This is a genomic window from Streptomyces sp. MNU76, assembly GCF_020982545.1.
Classification (GTDB): Bacteria; Actinomycetota; Actinomycetes; order Streptomycetales; family Streptomycetaceae; genus Streptomyces.
The window spans coordinates 139,456-156,623 of record NZ_JAJKLK010000019.1 but is presented as its reverse complement, the minus strand read 5'-3'; the positions used below and the strand labels follow the sequence as shown (position 1 = coordinate 156,623).

15 protein-coding genes and 1 pseudogene are annotated in these 17,168 nt (G+C 71.2%); 10 read left to right on the top strand and 6 right to left on the bottom strand.

Features of this window, described 5'->3' with window-relative positions:
• Positions 1–134 precede the first annotated feature (134 nt).
• A complete protein-coding gene (locus tag E4N62_RS27160; RefSeq protein WP_184896060.1) occupies positions 135–653 on the top strand; it encodes a gluconokinase in 519 nt (172 codons plus the stop codon).
• Positions 654–902: 249 nt separating this feature from the next.
• Here E4N62_RS27160 and E4N62_RS27155 read toward each other — a convergent pair whose 3' ends face one another.
• The 3 genes from E4N62_RS27155 to E4N62_RS27145 all read right to left on the bottom strand — a co-directional run bounded on the left by E4N62_RS27155 (position 903) and on the right by E4N62_RS27145 (position 4,106).
• The gene (locus tag E4N62_RS27155) at positions 903–1,526 is read right to left on the bottom strand and encodes a cytochrome b/b6 domain-containing protein (RefSeq protein WP_230218917.1); all 624 of its coding nucleotides are present in this window, start codon (positions 1,524–1,526) and stop codon (positions 903–905) included.
• Positions 1,510–2,301, bottom strand: a complete 792-nt coding sequence (locus E4N62_RS27150) for a molybdopterin-dependent oxidoreductase (RefSeq protein ID WP_230218915.1) — start codon at positions 2,299–2,301, stop codon at positions 1,510–1,512. The genes E4N62_RS27155 and E4N62_RS27150 overlap by 17 nt, the downstream gene beginning before the upstream one ends.
• A 149-nt stretch (positions 2,302–2,450) precedes the next feature.
• Entirely contained in the window at positions 2,451–4,106 is a 1,656-nt protein-coding gene (locus tag E4N62_RS27145) for an FAD-binding dehydrogenase (RefSeq protein WP_230218913.1), read from the bottom strand.
• A 269-nt stretch (positions 4,107–4,375) separates the two neighbouring features.
• Between E4N62_RS27145 and E4N62_RS27140 the strand changes: the two genes are divergently transcribed.
• From E4N62_RS27140 to E4N62_RS27110, 7 genes and pseudogenes are all read left to right on the top strand, one after another.
• Entirely contained in the window at positions 4,376–4,888 is a 513-nt protein-coding gene (locus E4N62_RS27140; protein WP_230218911.1) for an NUDIX hydrolase, read from the top strand.
• A 30-nt stretch (positions 4,889–4,918) separates the two neighbouring features.
• Positions 4,919–5,308: pseudogene (locus tag E4N62_RS27135) on the top strand (YidH family protein); the annotation flags it as partial.
• Positions 5,288–5,638, top strand: coding sequence for a DUF202 domain-containing protein (locus E4N62_RS27130; protein ID WP_230220211.1), 351 nt, complete (start codon positions 5,288–5,290; stop codon positions 5,636–5,638). The pseudogene E4N62_RS27135 and the gene E4N62_RS27130, both read left to right, overlap by 21 nt.
• Before the next feature lie 102 nt (positions 5,639–5,740).
• A complete protein-coding gene (locus tag E4N62_RS27125; RefSeq protein ID WP_184896043.1) occupies positions 5,741–6,037 on the top strand; it encodes a hypothetical protein in 297 nt (98 codons plus the stop codon).
• A gap of 99 nt (positions 6,038–6,136) precedes the next feature.
• Entirely contained in the window at positions 6,137–7,039 is a 903-nt protein-coding gene (locus tag E4N62_RS27120; protein ID WP_230218909.1) for an MBL fold metallo-hydrolase, read from the top strand.
• Positions 7,040–7,189: 150 nt separating this feature from the next.
• Positions 7,190–8,236, top strand: coding sequence for a phosphotransferase family protein (locus E4N62_RS27115; protein WP_230220209.1), 1,047 nt, complete (start codon positions 7,190–7,192; stop codon positions 8,234–8,236).
• A 5-nt stretch (positions 8,237–8,241) separates the two neighbouring features.
• Positions 8,242–9,456 (top strand): acyl-CoA dehydrogenase family protein, encoded by a 1,215-nt coding sequence (locus E4N62_RS27110; protein ID WP_230218900.1) that lies wholly within the window; start codon positions 8,242–8,244, stop codon positions 9,454–9,456.
• Between the two features lie 226 nt (positions 9,457–9,682).
• Here E4N62_RS27110 and E4N62_RS27105 read toward each other — a convergent pair whose 3' ends face one another.
• Together E4N62_RS27105 and E4N62_RS27100 are read right to left on the bottom strand one after the other, a co-directional pair.
• Positions 9,683–10,276, bottom strand: coding sequence for a TetR/AcrR family transcriptional regulator (locus E4N62_RS27105; RefSeq protein WP_184896035.1), 594 nt, complete (start codon positions 10,274–10,276; stop codon positions 9,683–9,685).
• A 140-nt stretch (positions 10,277–10,416) separates the two neighbouring features.
• The gene (locus tag E4N62_RS27100; protein ID WP_230220207.1) at positions 10,417–11,181 is read right to left on the bottom strand and encodes an SDR family oxidoreductase; all 765 of its coding nucleotides are present in this window, start codon (positions 11,179–11,181) and stop codon (positions 10,417–10,419) included.
• 237 nt (positions 11,182–11,418) lie between these two features.
• Between E4N62_RS27100 and E4N62_RS27095 the strand changes: the two genes are divergently transcribed.
• Together E4N62_RS27095 and E4N62_RS27090 are read left to right on the top strand one after the other, a co-directional pair.
• Complete coding sequence (locus tag E4N62_RS27095; protein ID WP_230218892.1) at positions 11,419–12,675, top strand: exo-beta-N-acetylmuramidase NamZ domain-containing protein; 1,257 nt, start codon at positions 11,419–11,421, stop codon at positions 12,673–12,675.
• Positions 12,676–12,785: 110 nt separating this feature from the next.
• Entirely contained in the window at positions 12,786–14,105 is a 1,320-nt protein-coding gene (locus E4N62_RS27090) for a serine-threonine protein kinase (RefSeq protein WP_230218891.1), read from the top strand.
• A gap of 85 nt (positions 14,106–14,190) precedes the next feature.
• On the opposite strand, the gene E4N62_RS27085 is transcribed toward E4N62_RS27090, so the two are convergent.
• Positions 14,191–17,004, bottom strand: a complete 2,814-nt coding sequence (locus tag E4N62_RS27085) for a penicillin acylase family protein (protein WP_230218890.1) — start codon at positions 17,002–17,004, stop codon at positions 14,191–14,193.
• Positions 17,005–17,168: the final 164 nt, after the last annotated feature.

Genomic DNA, 17,168 nt, shown 5'->3' with positions numbered 1-17,168 from the left:
GGTACGAGGAGCGGGGGGTGAAGAAAAAGTCAGACTTATTTATGTCGAGGGCTTGAATTCGTCGTACCTAATGGGCTTCAGTGTCGTCGACGTCGGGTGACGTCTCAGATGTCGACGAAGACAGCGAGGTAGTGATGCGTACCCCTCATGTCGTCGTGGTGATGGGCGTGGCAGGGACCGGGAAGACCACGATCGGTCCCCTGCTCGCGGCACGGCTCGGCGTTCCGTACGCCGAGGGCGACGACTTCCACCCCGCGGCCAACATCGCCAAGATGTCGGCCGGGACACCGCTGGACGACGCGGACCGAGGTCCGTGGCTGGACGCCATCGGCGCCTGGGCGCACGACCGGGCCGGGCTCGGCGGGGTGGTCAGCTGTTCCGCGTTGAAGCGGTCCTACCGGGACCGGCTGCGGGCGGCGGCGCCCGGTGTCGTCTTCGTGCATCTCACCGGTGACCGGGCGCTCATCGAGGACCGGATGTCCCACCGGCAGGGCCACTTCATGCCCACCGCGCTGCTCGACTCGCAGTTCGCCACGCTGCAGCCCCTGGAGGCGGACGAGGCGGGCGTCGCGGTCGATGTGGCGGGCGCGCCCGAGGAGATCGCCGAGCGGGCGGTCACGGCGCTGCGGGAGTTCGATCCGGCGTCGTCGTAGGCCCCTCGGCCGCCGACTCCTGCTGCCGCCCGGCCTCCTCCCCACCCCCACCTCCCCTGACACCTCCCCAACGGTGATGGAGACGATCACCTCGGTGGTGGCGGGGGCGATCGTGCTGCTGCTGTCGCTGATCATCTAGGGGCGCGGGCCGGAGCGGAGCGATGGTCGTTCAGGGGGCGGGGAACCGGAGCCGGCTCCCCGCCCCCCTGGTCTCGACCGACGGCCTACGCGCGGCTTACCGTCTACGGTCTACGGCCGCCACAGCGGGTGCTCGCTGTCCGCCCACTCCCGGCTCACCGAGCCCGTACGCAGGCCGCGTCGGGCCTCCGGGTCGCCCAGGGCCATGCCGATGTGGCCGGCGAGGACGATGCCGATGGTCAGGGCCAGCCAGTCGTGGACGAAGGTCGCGCTGGTCCGCCACATCAGGGGGGTGAGGTGGGTGAACCACATCATCAGGCCCGTGGCGAGCATGACGAGGGTGGCGCCGGCGATCCAGGCCGCGTAGAGCTTCTGGCCGGCGTTGAACTTCGCGGCGGGGCGCGGGCCGGGAAGCCGACGGCGGGCGGCGCGGAGCCAGAGGCGGTCGTGCGGGCCCCAGCGGTTGAGGCGGCCGAGGTCCGCGCGGAACGCGCGGGAGACCAGGCCCGCCAGGACCGGGAGGGGCAGGAGGAGGCCCGTCCACTGGTGGACCATGACCACCAGGGCCCGGCGGCCGACCAGTTCGGCGAGGGCGGGGAGGTAGAGGCAGGCCGCCGTCGCCACACAGACGCCCATCAGGGCCGCGGTCGTCCGGTGGATCCAGCGTTCGACGGCGGTGAAGCGCGGGACGCGGGAGGCCGTGACGACCGGCCGCTCCTCAAGTCGTCGGTTCATCGTCCCGCCCGTTCGATCGGCCGACCCACGCGTCGATGTCGTAGCCCCGCTCCTCCCAGTAGCCGGGTTCGACCTCCTTCGTGACCTCGATGCCGGAGAGCCACTTCGCCGACTTGTAGAAGTACATGGGGGCGACGTACAGGCGGACCGGGCCGCCGTGGTTGTGGCTGAGGTCCTTGTCCTGCATCCGCAGCGCCACCAGGACGTCCGCGCGGCGGGCCTGCTCCAGGGTGAGGCTCTCGCTGTACGCCCCGTCGAAGCAGGTGAAGCGGACCGCCCCCGCCGAGGAGCGCACCCCGGCCGCGTCCAGCAGCACGGAGAGCCGTACGCCCTCGAACGGGGTGTCCGGCACGCGCCAGCCGGTGACGCACTGGACGTCCTTCACCATCCGGGTCTGCGGAAGGGCCCGCAGGTCGGCGAGGGTGTAGGAACCGGGCTTGTCGACCAGGCCGTCGACGGTGAGACGGTAGTTCTTCGCGGTCCTGCGCGGGACGGACGACGTCACGGAGTAGTAGCGGAAGCCGCCTCCGTTGGGGAGCAGGCCGGTCAGGCCGGTGGGGTCCTTCTGGGCCGCCTCGCCGAGGAACGCCTCCATGCCGCGCTGGAGGACCGGCGCGGAGACGACGCCGAGGGCGCCGAGGCCGAGGGTACCGAGGAGGACACGGCGGCCGATGGGCGCGCCACGGCCCTCGGAGGCGTCCGCCCGGTCGGTGGGGGCCGCCGGGGCCGGGGGCTCCGGCGGCGCTTCCCGTGCTTGGGGGTGTTCAGGGTTCACGTATCGATTCGAACACCCGCCACCCCGGCTGGGCCAGCGGCGGCGGGTATTCGTCAGAATTCCGTCATGAGTGCGGCGCCGCGCTCAGCCCTCGCCGCCGTACAGCCCGTCGCCCTCGCCGCCGTACGACCCGTCGCCCTCGCCGCCGCTCAGCCCGTCGCCTTGGCCGCCGCCCGGCCCGCCGTGCGGCCCGAGAACAGGCAGCCGCCGAGGAATGTGCCCTCCAGGGAGCGGTAGCCGTGGACGCCGCCGCCGCCGAAGCCCGCGGCCTCGCCCGCCGCGTACACGCCCTCCAGCGGGTCGCCGCCCTCGGTGAGGACCCGGGAGGAGAGGTCGGTCTCCAGGCCGCCGAGGGTCTTGCGGGTCAGGATGTTCAGGCGGACGGCGATCAGCGGGCCCGCCTTGGGGTCGAGGATGCGGTGCGGGGCTGCGGTGCGGATGAGCTTGTCTCCGAGGTAGTTGCGGGCCCCCCGGATCGCCATGACCTGGAGGTCCTTGGTGAAGGGGTTGGCGACCTCACGGTCCCGGAAGACGATCTCGCGGCGCAGCTCGGCCTCGTCGATCAGCGGATCCTTGGTGAGCGCGTTCATCCCGCGGACCAGGGAGCCGAGGTCCTTCTCGACGACGAAGTCCACGCCGTGGTCCATGAACGCCTTCACCGGGCCGGGGACGTCCGCGCGGGCCCGGATGAAGACGTCCTTGATGGACTTGCCCGTCAGGTCGGGGTTCTGCTCGGAGCCGGAGAGGGCGAACTCCTTGCCGATGATCTTCTGGTCGAGCACGAACCACGTGTAGTCGTACCCGGTCTTCATGATGTGTTCGAGGGTGCCGAGGGTGTCGAAGCCCGGGAAGAGCGGCACGGGCAGGCGCTTGCCGCGGGCGTCCAGCCAGAGCGAGGACGGGCCGGGCAGGACACGGATGCCGTGGTTGTCCCAGATGGGGTTCCAGTTCTGGATGCCCTCGGTGTAGTGCCACATCCGGTCGCGGTTGATGAGGCGCGCGCCTGTCTCCTCGGCGATGCCGAGCATCCGGCCGTCGACGTGCGCGGGCACACCGGAGATCATCTTCTCCGGGGGGTTGCCGAGGCGCTCGGGCCAGTTGGCGCGGACCAGGTCGTGGTTGCCGCCGATGCCGCCGGAGGTGACGATCACGGCCTGGGCCTTCAGTTCGAAGGCGCCGGTGACCTCGCGGCTGCTCGGCTGACCGCGTTCGATCGTCGAGGCTTCCAGGATCTCGCCGGTGACGGTGTCGACGGAGCCCGCGCTGCGCGACAGTCCGGTCACCCGGTGCCGGAACTTCAGCTGGACCAGTCCCCGGCGCACCCCTTCCCGCACCCGCCGCTCGAAGGGCGCGACGAGCCCGGGGCCGGTGCCCCAGGTGATGTGGAAGCGGGGGACGGAATTGCCGTGGCCGCCTGCGTCGTAGCCGCCGCGCTCGGCCCAGCCGACCACCGGGAAGAACCGGACGCCCTGCTGGTACAGCCAGGACCGCTTCTCCCCGGCCGCGAAGTTCACGTACGCCTCGGCCCACTTGCGCGGCCAGTGGTCCTCCTCGCGGTCGAAGGCGGCCGTGCCCATCCAGTCCTGGAGGGCGAGGGCGTGGCTGTCCTTGATCCGCAGACGGCGCTGCTCGGGCGAGTCGACGAAGAAGAGCCCGCCGAAGGACCAGTGCGCCTGGCCGCCGATCGACTGCTCCGGCTCCTGGTCGAGGAGGATCACCTTGCGGCCCGCGTCGACGAGCTCCGCGGTCGCCGCGAGCCCGGCGAGGCCCGCCCCGATCACGATCACATCTGCGTCGTACGACATGGAGGACGTCCTCTCGGGAACGGGTCAGGCAACCGGGGCACGCCGAAACGGGGCGGAGCACGGCCCCCGCGCGTTGTTACCGGCCGGTCAGCAGCTTAGGGATCAGATCCTTCGGCAGAAGGCGTGACCTAGTCAACTGCCGAGATGGGTCTCTTCTCTCATCGGCCCGCAGGGCCGTGTGTTTCGGGGGCTCGGGGAACTGCGCGAGAAGCCCCACCGGGCCGGCAGCCGAAAGCCGCTCTCGTCCCACCCCCTGCTTGGATGGGGCCATGAGCGCAGCCGACGAGATTCTCGACATCGTGGACGAGGACGACCAGGTCATCGGGCAGGCACCGCAGGGGGAGGTGTATGCGCGGGGGATGCGGCATCGGGCCGTGTTCGTGCTGGCCAGGGATGCCGAGGGGCGGATCTTCGTGCACCGGCGGACGGCGACGAAGCTGGTCTACCCGTCGCTGTACGACATGTTCGTCGGCGGGGTCGTCGGGGCGGGCGAGTCCTACGACGACGCGGCGCTGCGCGAGGCCGAGGAGGAGCTGGGGGTCACCGGGCTGCCGCGCCCCGAGCCGCTGTTCAAGTTCCTGTACGACGACGGCGCGGGATGCAGCTGGTGGTCGGCCGTGTACGAGGTCCGCTGCGCGTCGCCGGTGAGCCCGCAGGTCGAGGAGGTGGCCTGGCACGGGTTCCTCACGGAGGCCGAGCTGGAGCGGCGGCTGGGCGAGTGGGAGTGGGTGCCGGACGGGGCGGCGGCGTACGAGCGGCTCAAGGAGGACCGGGGCGACTGACGCTCGAAGTCGACCGGTAGTGTCCGGCATGTGATCGAATTTGTGCGGAACGTCCGACTCTGGTTCGTCCCCGAGGACGTCCGGAAGGACGGCAGGACCCCGGACTACCGGTTCTCCCTGGCCAACGAGCGGACATTCCTGGCCTGGCTGCGCACCGCGCTCGCGCTCATCGGCGGCGGCTTCGCGGTGGACCAGTTCCTGCCGGACCTGCGCTGGGGCTGGCGGGTCGGGCTCGCGCTCGCCCTGCTGGCGGCCGGGGTGCTGTGCGCGCTGCGGGCCGTCAACCACTGGGTGCGCTGCGAACGGGCGATGCGGCGCGGGGAGGATCTGCCGGTGTCGCGTTTCCCCGCGCTGCTCGGTGTCGTCGTCGCCGTGGTCGCCGTCGCGATGGTCGTCGTCGTGCTGCTCGGGTGGGAGGGTGAGCCCGGTGCCCGCTCCCCGGCCGCCCCCGACCGCGACCCCGGCCTCCAGCCCGAACGGACCCGGCTCGCCTGGCGCCGTACGACTCTCACGGGAGCCGTGATCGCCGTGCTCGCGGCGAAGTCCGCGCTGCACGGTGGGCCGTCGACGGCGGGCGTGCTGGCCGCGGCCCTGTGCGCGGCGCTGTGGCTGGCTCTCCTGGCGCTCGCCCATCGGCGTATCGCCGCCCTGGCCGCCGTCCGCCCTCCCGCCCTCGCTCCTCCGGCCGCCACGACGGCCGCCCTGTGCGTGATCGCCCTCGCGGTGTGCGGGGCGGCACTGGTGTTCTGAAGGGGAACTCTTGGTGTGTGCATGGAGTTTCGGAAAGGAAGAATTGAGACTTCTGTGCCTAGCCTGGACAAGTCACCCCTCGTACCAGCGAAGGCGAGCACCATGACCACCCTTCACCAGGAGCACCCCGTCCACGACCACGACCACGGTCCGACCTGCGGACACACCGCCGTGACGCACGGTGACCACACCGACTACGCGCACGACGGGCATCTGCACCGCGAGCACTCCGGGCACTGGGACGAGTGCGAGCCCAGCGGGCACACCGCGCACGACGGTCACGCCCACGAGCACGGCGAGGACTGCGGGCACCAGGCGGTCACCCACGGGGACCACGTGGACTATGTGCACGACGGACACCGGCACGCCGCCCACGACGGGCACTGGGACGACCACTGACCCGGCGCGTTCCCGGACCCCCGGAAGCCACCGGATCGTGGCCGACCGGCAGGCTCTGACCACCGGTTGGCGACGATCCGGGGGTCGAAGGGGGTCACCATGACCGCGGAAGAGCCGTACACCGTCGAACTCGCGAGCGACGTGTACGCGTATGTGCAGCCGGACGGCGGATGGTGTCTGAACAACTCGGGTTTCGTCAGTGACGGCACCTCGACCCTGCTCGTGGACACCGCGGCGACGGAGCGCCGGACCCGCGCGCTGGGCGCCGCGACCGGGGTCCCGAGGCCCCGGCTCCTGGTCAACACCCACCACCACGGGGACCACACCTACGGCAACGGCTTCTTCACGCCGGCCGCCACCCTCGTCTCGCACTCGGCCCGCCGCCGCGAGGCCCTCGCCGGCGGACAGCACCTGCATCTGCTCTGGCCGCGGACCGACTTCGGGGACGTGAGCATCCAGGGCGCGGACCTGACGTACGACGACCGGGTGACGCTGCATGTCGGGGACATCGAGGCGCAGGTCATCCACCCGGGCGTCTCGCACACCGTCGGAGACTCGGTGGTGTGGCTGCCGCACCGCCGGGTGCTCTTCGCGGGGGACCTGGTCTTCGAAGGCGGGACGCCGTTCTTCCTCATGGGGTCGCTGAGCGGTTCGCTGCGGGCACTGGCGCTGCTGCGCGAGCTGGGCGCCGAGACCGTCGCCCCCGGGCACGGGCCGGTGATCGACCCGTCGGCGTTCGACCGGGCCGAGCGGTACATGCGGTTCGTGGCCGAGGTCGCCGAGAAGTCGCACGCGGCCGGACTCACCCCGCTGGAGGCCGCGCGGAGCACGGATCTCGGGGAGTACGCCGCGCCGCCCGAGAGCGAGCGGCTGGCGGCGAACCTGCGGCGGGCGTACGCCGAACTGGACGGGGAGCCGGAGGGCGAGGGCGTCGACCCGTTCGCCGGGTTCATGGACATGGCGGCCCTCAACGGCGGGGAGATGATGACCTGCCACGCGTGAGGGCCGCGCGGCTCACTCCGGGATCCGGCCCTTTCCGGCCGGATCCCGTGGAGATGCCGATCACTTTCGTGCCGCCCACTGGACGACATACCGACCGGTCGGCATCATGAGACGGGTCCCGGTAGAACGCGTTCGCGTGTAGGAGCGATGATGCACCCAGACCACCCGCCAGGTCTCGACCCCGACCGCCTCCGCGCCCTGCTCGACGCCGAGCGGCCCGGACTCGTGAGCGGCCCGCTCACCGGCCGGCTCATCGAGGGCGGGCGGTCGAACCTGACGTACGAGGTCACGGACGGCACCGCGAAGTGGGTCGTCCGGCGGCCGCCGCTGGGCCATGTGCTGGCGACCGCGCACGACATGAAGCGCGAGCACCGTGTGATCAGCGCACTGCACCCGACCGACGTGCCCGTGCCGCGACCCGTGCTCCTCTGCGAGGAGGAGGACGTGCTCGGCGCGCCCTTCTACGTCATGGACTTCGTCGAGGGCACCCCCTACCGCACCGCCGAGCAGCTGGCCCCGCTCGGGCCGGAGCGCACCCGGGCCGCCGTGCTGGGCCTGGTCGACACCCTGGTCGAACTGCACGCGGTGGACCCGGCCGAGGTGGGCCTCGCCGACTTCGGGCGCCCGGAGGGCTTCCTGGACCGGCAGCTGCGGCGCTGGGGCAAACAGCTGGACGCGTCCCGCAACCGCGAGCTGGCCGGCATCGACGAACTCCACGCGACACTGGGCCGCCGGCTCCCCCGCTCCCCCGCCGCGACGGTCGTCCACGGCGACTACCGCCTCGACAACGTGCTGCTCGGCGACGACGACGCGATCAAGGCCATCCTCGACTGGGAGATGTCCACGCTCGGCGATCCCCTCACCGACCTGGGCCTGCTGGTGATGTACAGCGTGCCGCTGGCCACGCCCGACTCCCCCGTCTCGACGACCGCGGCGGCCGCAGGTCACCCGGACCCGAGCGAGATCGTCGAACGGTACGCGGCGCGCTCGGGCCGCGATGTCTCCTCGGTGTCCTGGTACACGGCGTTCGCATGGTTCAAGCTCGCCGTGATCCTGGAGGGCATCCACTACCGGTACACCCTCGGCCAGACGGTCGGCCGCGGCTTCGACCGCATCGGCGACCTGGTCCCCGTCTTCATCGAACACGGCCTGACGACTCTTCGTACCGGCTCCGGTTCCGGCTCCCAGGAGGGCTGATCCCCATGGACTTCGCATTCGACGCACGCACGGAGGAACTGCGCGCCAAGCTCCTCGCCTTCATGGACGAGTACGTGTACCCGGCGGAAGCCGTGGCCGAGGAGCAGCGGACCGAGCTGGCCTCGCCGTGGGACACACCGGCCGTGGTGGAGGAGCTGAAGGCCGAGGCCCGCAGGCAGGGCCTGTGGAACCTCTTCCTGCCCGACTCCGAGTACGGCGCGGGGCTCACCAACCTCCAGTACGCGCCGCTCGCCGAGATCACCGGGCGGTCCCCGCAGCTGGCGCCGACCGCACTGAACTGCGCCGCGCCCGACACCGGCAACATGGAGGTGCTCAGCCAGTTCGGTGACGAGGCCCAGCGCAAGCAGTGGCTGGAGCCGCTGCTCGCCGGTGAGATCCGGTCGGCGTTCGCGATGACCGAGCCCGAGGTGGCCTCCTCGGACGCCACCAACATCACCACGCTGATCGAGCGCGACGGCGAGGACTACGTCGTCACCGGACGCAAGTGGTACATCTCCGGGGCCATGAACCCCGACTGCCAGATCTTCATCGTGATGGGCAAGACGGACCCGGACGGGGCCGACGTCCGGCGTCAGCAGTCGATGATCCTGGTTCCGCGCGACACCCCGGGTGTCACCGTGCAGCGGGCGATGCGGGTCTTCGGGTACGAGGACCACTACCACGGCGGTCACGCCGAGGTGATCTTCGAGGGTGCGCGGGTGCCGGCGTCGAACCTGATCGGCGAGGAGGGCGGCGGGTTCGCCATCGCGCAGGCGCGGCTGGGTCCGGGGCGCATCCACCACTGCATGCGGCTCATCGGGATGGCCGAGCGGGCGATCGAGCTGATGTGCCGGCGGGCGGTGGCCCGGGAGGCCTTCGGCAAGGCGCTGGCCCAGCAGGGCGTCGTGCACAACTGGATCGCCGACGCGCGGGTCGCCGTCGAGCAGCTGCGGCTGCTGGTGCTGAAGACGGCCTGGATGATGGACACGGTGGGCAACAAGGGGGCCCACACGGAGATCCAGGCGATCAAGATCGCCACGCCTCGGACGGTGGTGGACATCATCGACCGGGCGATCCAGCTGCACGGTGCGGGAGGCGTCAGCCAGGACTTCCCGCTGGCCGAGCTGTACGCGGGGGCGCGGACGCTGATGATCGCGGACGGGCCGGACGAGGTGCATCAGCGGTCGCTGGCTCGGCGGGAGCTGAAGCGGTACGTGTGAGGTTGGGCGCGGGCGCCTTGTAACCTCGGGGTGCGGGTTTCGTGGGCGGGTGCGGGTGGGTGGGGGCTGGTCGCGCAGTTCCTCGCGCCCCTTCGGGCCTCCGGCCCTCAGGGGCAAAAGGCACGGGGCGCAGCCCCTGCCTTTTGAGGGGCGCGGGGAACTGCGCGAGAAGCCCCACCGGGCCCGCGGTCGCCGACGAACCCGTACCCCCGAGCCATGAGGCGTCCTACGGTCGCAGTGCTCTCAGCAGCAGGTCCGCCAAGTGGTCGGCGACCTCCTGTGGGGTCATCGGGCCGTCGGGGCGGTACCACGTCGACAGGTGGTGGACCGAGCCGAAGTGGTAGTCGACGACCAGGTCCGCCGGGGTCGCCTTGGAGAAGACCCCGGTCTCCTGGCCCTCTTCCACGAGCGCCCGGAAGCGCTCGTGGTAGCGGCGGCGCTCCGCGCGGACCTGCTTGTTCTTCTCGGGGCTCAGGTGGTGCATCGAGCGGAAGAAGATCATCGCGTCGTCGAGGTTGTCGATGGTGGTGACCACGACGTCCGCCGCGGCCCCCCGCAACCGCTCCTCCACCGGCGCGTCGGCCCCCGCGAACGCGTCCAGCCGTTCCTGCTGGATGCGCAGCACGCGCGCGTACACCTCGTGCAGCAGGTCGTCCTTGGAGCCGAAGTAGTGGTAGAGCGCGCCCTTGGTGACACCCGCGGCCTCGACGATCTCCTGCACGGAAGTGCGGTCGTACCCCCGCTCGGCGAAGAGCCGGGTGGCGGCGGCCAGCAGCCGCTGCGGGACGGGTGTACCGTCTCCGTCCGTCGTCCTGGGCACTGCCGCCACCTGCCTTCCGAGGTTCTGTTGTCGCCTACTGGTCGCCCAGCCGGCCTCGATCGGTTCCCGATCGGGCGGAATCGGGCGCTCCCGCCGGAGGATCATCCCATTCCTCCGCGCCCGTGCGCCGGGCAGGGCGGTCAGCCCGTCGTCTCCCACTTCTGCTGGATGTGGTTCATGTTCGTCAGCCAGCGGTCCGGGTCTGCCGCCCTGGCCTGGTAGTAGGCGGCCACCTCGGGGTGCGGCAGGATCAGGAAGCGGTCCTTCTCGATGCCCTCGAACAGCGCGTCGGCCACGTCCTCGGGCTCGATCGCGGTGGGCGCGAGCACCAGGTCGCCCGCGCTGCCGGAGGCCGTCAGCATGTCGGTGCGCACCCCCTGCGGGCAGATCGCGTGCACCTTGACGCCCCGGTGGCGGTAGGTGAGGGACAACCACTCGGCGAAGGCGTACGCCCCGTGCTTGGTGACGCTGTAGGGCGCCGCGCCGATCATCGTCAGCAGGCCCGCCGCCGAGACCGTGGACACGAAACGCCCGCTGCCGCGCTCCAGCCACGCCGGCAGCAGCTCGTGGGCCGCCCGGACGTGCGCCATCACGTTGACGTCCCAGGCGAGCGCCCACACCTTCTCGTCGGCGGCCTCGGTCCCCCCGGAGGCGAGCCCGGCGTTGGCGCAGTACACGTCCACGGTCCCGCCGAGCGCGTCACGCGCCGCCGGAACGATCGCCGAGGCGTCCCCGGGCACCGCGAACCCGCCGATCTCCTCGGCCACGGCCTTCGCGCGGTCCCCGTCCAGGTCGTTCACGACGACCCGGGCCCCCTCCGCGGCGAACCGCCGGGCCAGCGCGGCCCCGATCCCGCCACCGGCTCCCGTGACGACCACACCAGCACCCTGCACGGCTCCCACGATCGGTCTCCTTCGACGCGACACATCAGCAACGACCCACCTACGGGCCCAGACTAACCGGTCGGTATGTTCTCGAGAAGGGGCGCCACCACCCCCGCCCCAAAGGGGCGGGGCTGTGACATTTGCGGCTCCGCCACGTGGGCGCGAGAAGCCCCACCGGACCCGCGGACGACAAACCACCCCCGGAAGCGCTTAGCTTTCACCAAACACCGCTCACCGCGATGACGGAGGTCACCCCACATGCGCCTCTCCCGCCGCACCTTCCTCGCCGCCTCCACGGCCACGGCGGCCACGGCCACCGCCTCCACCGCCGGCCTCACCACCGCACCCCCGGCCGAGGCAGCCCGCCCAGGGCTGCGCACCGGCTTCGAGCGCCTGGCCGGAGACGGCTACGAGGTCCTCGGCGGCCAGAAGGTCGGCATCGTCACCAACCCGACCGGCGTCACCCGCGACGCCCGCCACATCGTCGACGTGATGCACGCCGACGACCGCGTGGACCTCAGGGCCGTCTTCGGCCCCGAGCACGGCTTTCGCGGCACCGCCCAGGCCGGCGGCTCCGAGGGCCGCCACGACGACCCGGCGACCGGACTGCCCGTGTACGACACGTACCAGAAGAGCGGCCGCCCCCTCGCGGACATCTTCACCGCCTCCGGCGTGGACACGGTCGTCTTCGACATCCAGGACGTCGGCGCCCGCTTCTACACGTACATCTGGACGCTGTACGACTGCATGGAGGCGGCCCAGCTGGCCGGGAAGCGCTTCGTCGTGCTGGACCGGCCGAACCCGGTGACCGGGCGCAGCGCCCAAGGGCCCGTGCTGCACAAGGAGTTCGCGACGTTCGTCGGGCGGCAGCCCATCGCGCAGGCGCACGGGATGACGGTGGCGGAGCTGGCCCGGCTGTTCAACGGCGAGTTCCTCACGGCGCCGGTACCGCTGGAGACCGTACTGATGTCGGGGTGGAAGCGGTCGCGGTTCCACGACGCCTCCGGGCTGCCGTGGGTGCCGCCGAGCCCGAACATGCCGACGCCGGACACCGCGCTCGTGTACTCCGGGACGTGTCTGTTCGAGGGGACGAACCTGTCCGAGGGGCGGGGTACCACGCGGCCGTTCGAGCTGCTCGGCGCGGAGGGGATCGACCGGCGGTGGGCGGCCGCCGCGAACGAACTCGGGCTGCCCGGCGCGCACTTCAGAGAGGCCTACTTCGCGCCGACCTTCTCCAAGTTCCAGGGGAAGACCATCGGGGGTGTGCAGATCCATGTCCACGACCGGGCCGCGTACGACCCGGTGCGCACGGGGATCGGCCTTCTCGTGACCGCCAGGAAGGTGTGGAGCGGCTTCGCCTGGCGGCCGGACAACTGGATCGACAAGCTGACCGGTTCGGCTCGGGTGCGGACGATGATCGACGCGGGCGCGGACACGGACGAGGTCGTGGCCGGCTGGCAGGAGGAACTGGCCGCGTTCCGCAGGGTGCGCAAGGAGTATCTGCTGTACCGCTAGCCGGACGTTCGGATCGCGAGCCCGGCCGTACGTGACGTATGGCCATCTTTCGCCGTTGGCAGGACCATGCGCCTGAGCGCACCACCGACGGGGGCCGAAGGGGGCTCGTCATGGCGGTTGTGGAAATGAGCGTGACTCCCTACTGGGAACTGACCTTCGACGCGGACGGGGACGTGGACACCGGCCGGCGGAACCGGCTGCTCGCCGGGGTCGGCGGGCGCGGGGTGGCTGATCTGGTCGTCTTCGCGCACGGCTGGAACAGCGACCGGTCCGGCGCGACCGGGCTCTACAGCCGCTTCTTCGAGCCGTTCCCGGTACTCGCGCCGACCGCGAGGCTGGGGTACGTCGGCGTGCTGTGGCCCTCGATGCGGTTCTCGGACGAGCCGATCCCGGACTTCAGGCCGGTGCCCGCCCTCGCGCCCGGTCGCCCGGCGCTCGACAAGAACACCCGGCACGCGCTGGCGGAGGTCTTCCCCGGGCGGGCCACCGTCGTCGAGCAGCTCGCCCGGCTGCTGGAGCGACGACCGGACGAGGGCGCGTCGTTGGACGAGTTCGGGCGGCTCGTACGGCTGCTGGTCGAGGTGGAGCCACAGGCGCCGCAGGGCGCGTTCACGGCGGACACCGCGGTGGCGGGTGCGCCGGAGGGCACACCCGGGATGCTGTGCGGGGACACGGCGTCGGTGTGCGCGGACTTCGCGGCGGCGCTCGCAGAGGTCGAGACCCCGGGTGTGCCGACCGGGGCCGCCGTCACCCCTCCCCGGGCGTGGGACGGCGCGCACGAACTGCTGCGCCAGGCGACCTACTTCGCGATGAAGCGGCGAGCCGGAACGGTCGGTGAGCGAGGGCTCGGGCGGCTGCTCGGACAGCTCGCGGAGACCTCGCCGGACGTGCGGGTGCACCTCGTCGGGCACAGCTTCGGCGCCCGTCTGGTGTCGTTCGCGCTGCGCGGGCTGCCGGAGGGTGTGCGGTGCGTGAAGTCGGTGACCCTCCTTCAGGCGGCCTTCTCGCACTACGCGTTCGCGGCCCGGCTGCCGCACGACGAACGGGCGAGCGGGGTGCTGAACGGGCAGCACAGGCGGATCGACGGCCCGTTGGTGTGCTGCCACTCCAGGCACGACTCGGCGCTCGGCACGATCTACCCGCTGGCCTCCCGGATGGCGGGCGACGCGCGCGCGGTGCTGGGCCTGAGCGTGAACAGCGTGCTGGGCAGGAAGTGGGGCGCCCTCGGCTACGACGGGGTGCAGGCGGTCAAGGGGACGCGATCGTTCGAGCTGGCCGACGCGCTCAAGGCACGGCTGCCGGCGACGGGGTGTGTGAACGTCGACGCCTCGGCCGTGGTGCGGCGCGGCGGCGCGCCGTCCGGGGCCCACAGCGACATCTGCCACCGTGAGCTGGCCCGGGTGGTGCTGGCGGCGGGCCGTATCGCCTGATCCGGGCCCGCCGCCGTCACGCGTTCACCGGTTCTCGTCGGCGTTCACACCGCCCCGCACCGGTGGCACCGGTGCGGGGCGTCGCTCACCGGTGTGAGGTGAACTCCACGACCTGCTGGTACGTCGGCCGGTTCTGCCAGCTGATCTTGTTGTGCTTGATGCCGCCCAGGGTCCGCTGGATGATCGAGTCGGCGCACCACTGGTCGCCGGCCGAGCAGTTCGCGTCACCGGGGTAGACCTGCGCGGCGGTCTTGCCGGCCGCCTCCTTGAGGGTGTTGATCAGGAGGGTGCGGCAGGCGCCGAGGCTGCCGCCGCCGCAGTACTGGTTCGCGAGCGGGCCGCGCACCGTCTCGCCCAGCACCGCGCGGATGTCCTTGTCGACGTAGCTCCACCAGCCGTACTGGAAGGAACTGCCGGCGTGGGATCCGGTCGGGCCGTGCGCGGCGGACGGGGACTCGTCGATGGGCAGGTTGGCGGTGATGGCGTTGTACAGGTCGGTGCCGAGGCCGGGTTCGAACTCGGCCTTCACCAGCAGGGGCCACCAGGCGTCCAGGATGCGGATCGCCTCGGCGTGGGCGTAGGTCTTCGAACCGGCGGAGGTCTCCGTGCGTTTCGAGCCGGACGTGACCCAGGTCTGGAGCTTGGTGACCGCCGCGGCAGCCGCGGAGTCCGTGACCGTGCTGCTGTTGATGACCTTGAGCAGGTCGGGGACGACGTCCTCGGCCCGCAGGTCGGCGAGGCCCGCCTCGGCCATGGCCTTCGTCAGCGAGGCCCGGGTGACCCCGCCCGCGGCGACCAGCCTCTTCACCCGGTCGTCGAGGAGGTTGCCCCGGTGGACGGAGCCGTTGCCCCAGGGGGCGGTGGTGTAGTCGGCGGCCTGCTTGTTGTTCCAGGAGATGTAGTAGTCCTGGTCGATGGAGTTGGGGTGCTGGGAGGGCGGTGTGTAGTCGGCGGTGTTGGTGGTCGGGTTCCAGCCCCGCCACTCGTACGCGGACCGGGCCCAGGCCGGGAACTCGGGGTCGACGCTCGTGGCGCGCACCGGGTTGTCACCGCTGTTGTAGTACGCGGTGTGGGTGGAGTCGGCGTAGAACCAGTTGAAGGTGTAGTTGATGTTCTGGACGGCCTTCTGGAAGCTCTCGGGACCCTTGACGTAGTCCGGGTCGTTCAGCATCTGGAAGCCGATGATCGACTCGGCCTCGTTCAGGTACGAGGAGCGCAGGGTGGTGTAGGCGACCTTCTTGCCGTCGACCGTGGCACGGTGCGTCACGGGGCCGTACTTGGTGCGCCACACCTGCATGCGGTACGAGCCCGCCGGGGTGGAGTCGGCGGTGGTGGGCTTCCAGGCGTTGGTCTGCTCGACCTTCTCCATGGGCGTGCAGGTGCCGTGGTAGAGGTAGTGGACGTCGTCCTGGCACAGCTCGACCGCGTACGCGTCGATGATGTCCTGGCCGGAGGTGGTGGCGCTCCAGGCGTAGTCCTGGCCCCGGCCGAGTTCGACATACATGCTCAGACCCGCGAAGGAGGCGCCCCGGGCGCTGATGCCCGGGCCCTGGATCTCCTGGAGCATGAGCAGCTGCGGGGCGAAGTAACCGGTCTGCGGGCCGAAGACGGCGACGGGGTGTCCGCTCGCGGTGTGCTCGCCGCTGACGACGAGGGCGTTGGACATGCCGCGCCGGGCGGAGCTCAGGGCGCTGTCGGTGGCCTTGGCGGACAGGCTCGTGGAGGCCGGGGTGGCCGCGCTGCCGGTGCGGTCGTACACGAGGGGTTCCTCGGCGACCGTGCCGGCGTCGGGGAGGGCCATGCCCTGCGGGTCCGCGGGCTTGGTGGCGTACGGGAAGCTGCCGTCGTGGACGGTGAGGGCGGCCTCGGGATCGTTGCGCTCGCGGAAGGACTCCCAGACCTTGGTGCCCTCGGTGACGCCGTACTTCTCCTGGGCGGCCAGCAGGGAGAGGGCGTTGTTGACCTCGCCGCCGCCCCCGGAGCCGAAGAGGGCGCCGATGACGGAGGCCAGGGCGACCAGGTCGGTGGGCTTGAACTTCTCTATGGTGCCGGCGTTGGTGATGGAGTCCTTGTGGCCGGTCAGGACGTACTCGCCGGGGAAGTAACGGCCGCTGTCGGAGGCGTCGATGTAGGCGTTGATGCCGGCGACGTAGGCGTTGACGTCGGCCAGTGCCAGCTGCCCGCGCTCGCCGTTGGCGGCCACCGCCTTGTCGATCTGGGCCTGCAGATCGACCTCGGTGTAGGGGGCGTGGCGCCAGAACTCCTGTTCCAGGCCCTGGTTGGACGGGGCGCCGCCCGCGAACGGGGTCAGCTTGCCGCGGCCGACGTGGCGGAAGACGTCCATCAGCCACAGCCGGTCCTGGGCGGCGGCGTAGCCCGCGCCGAACTCGGTGCCGTAGCGGGTGGTGCCCGTGATGTGCGGCACGCCGGTCTTCTTGTCGCGGACGATCGTGACGTCGGTGCGGCCGGCCGGCTTCAGGGTGGAGGCGACCTGGTCGGAGGCGACGCCGAAGGAGGCGTCGTTGAAGAAGGTGTTGATCGTGGAGTTGGTGAGGCCGGGGTAGCCGGTGGCCAGGTTGTTGTAGGGGCCGAGTTGGTTGCTCGCGTTCTCCGGCATGGAGCCGAACGCTTGGTTGAGGAGGATCTGGGCGAGGGTGGCGTTGCCGTTCTGGCCGGGCGGCAGGATGTCGGAGCACTGTCCGCCGCAGTGGTCGGTCACGGCTGCCGCCTGCACGGACCCGGTGTCGGCGGCCGCCGCCGGGGAAGTCGGGGAAAGAGGCGACAAAAGACCGGCAACGAGTGCGCATAGGGAGGCGGCCTTGAGGAACTCCGGGAATCTGCGGGGAGTTCTCAGTCCGTCCGGTGCGTTGCGTGAGGTGCGTGGGGTGCGCCAGGGCATGGCAGCTCCTCGTGACAGGGGTGGGCCGGATGTTACCGCCGGTATCCCCGACTTTGAACATGAACATGCGTCACGTTTTCTGGATCACCGCGGACACACAGGTGACGGACAGCGTGAACAGGTACTCAGAAGTAGTCGTAAGCCCAAGAAGAAGCGCAACAAGA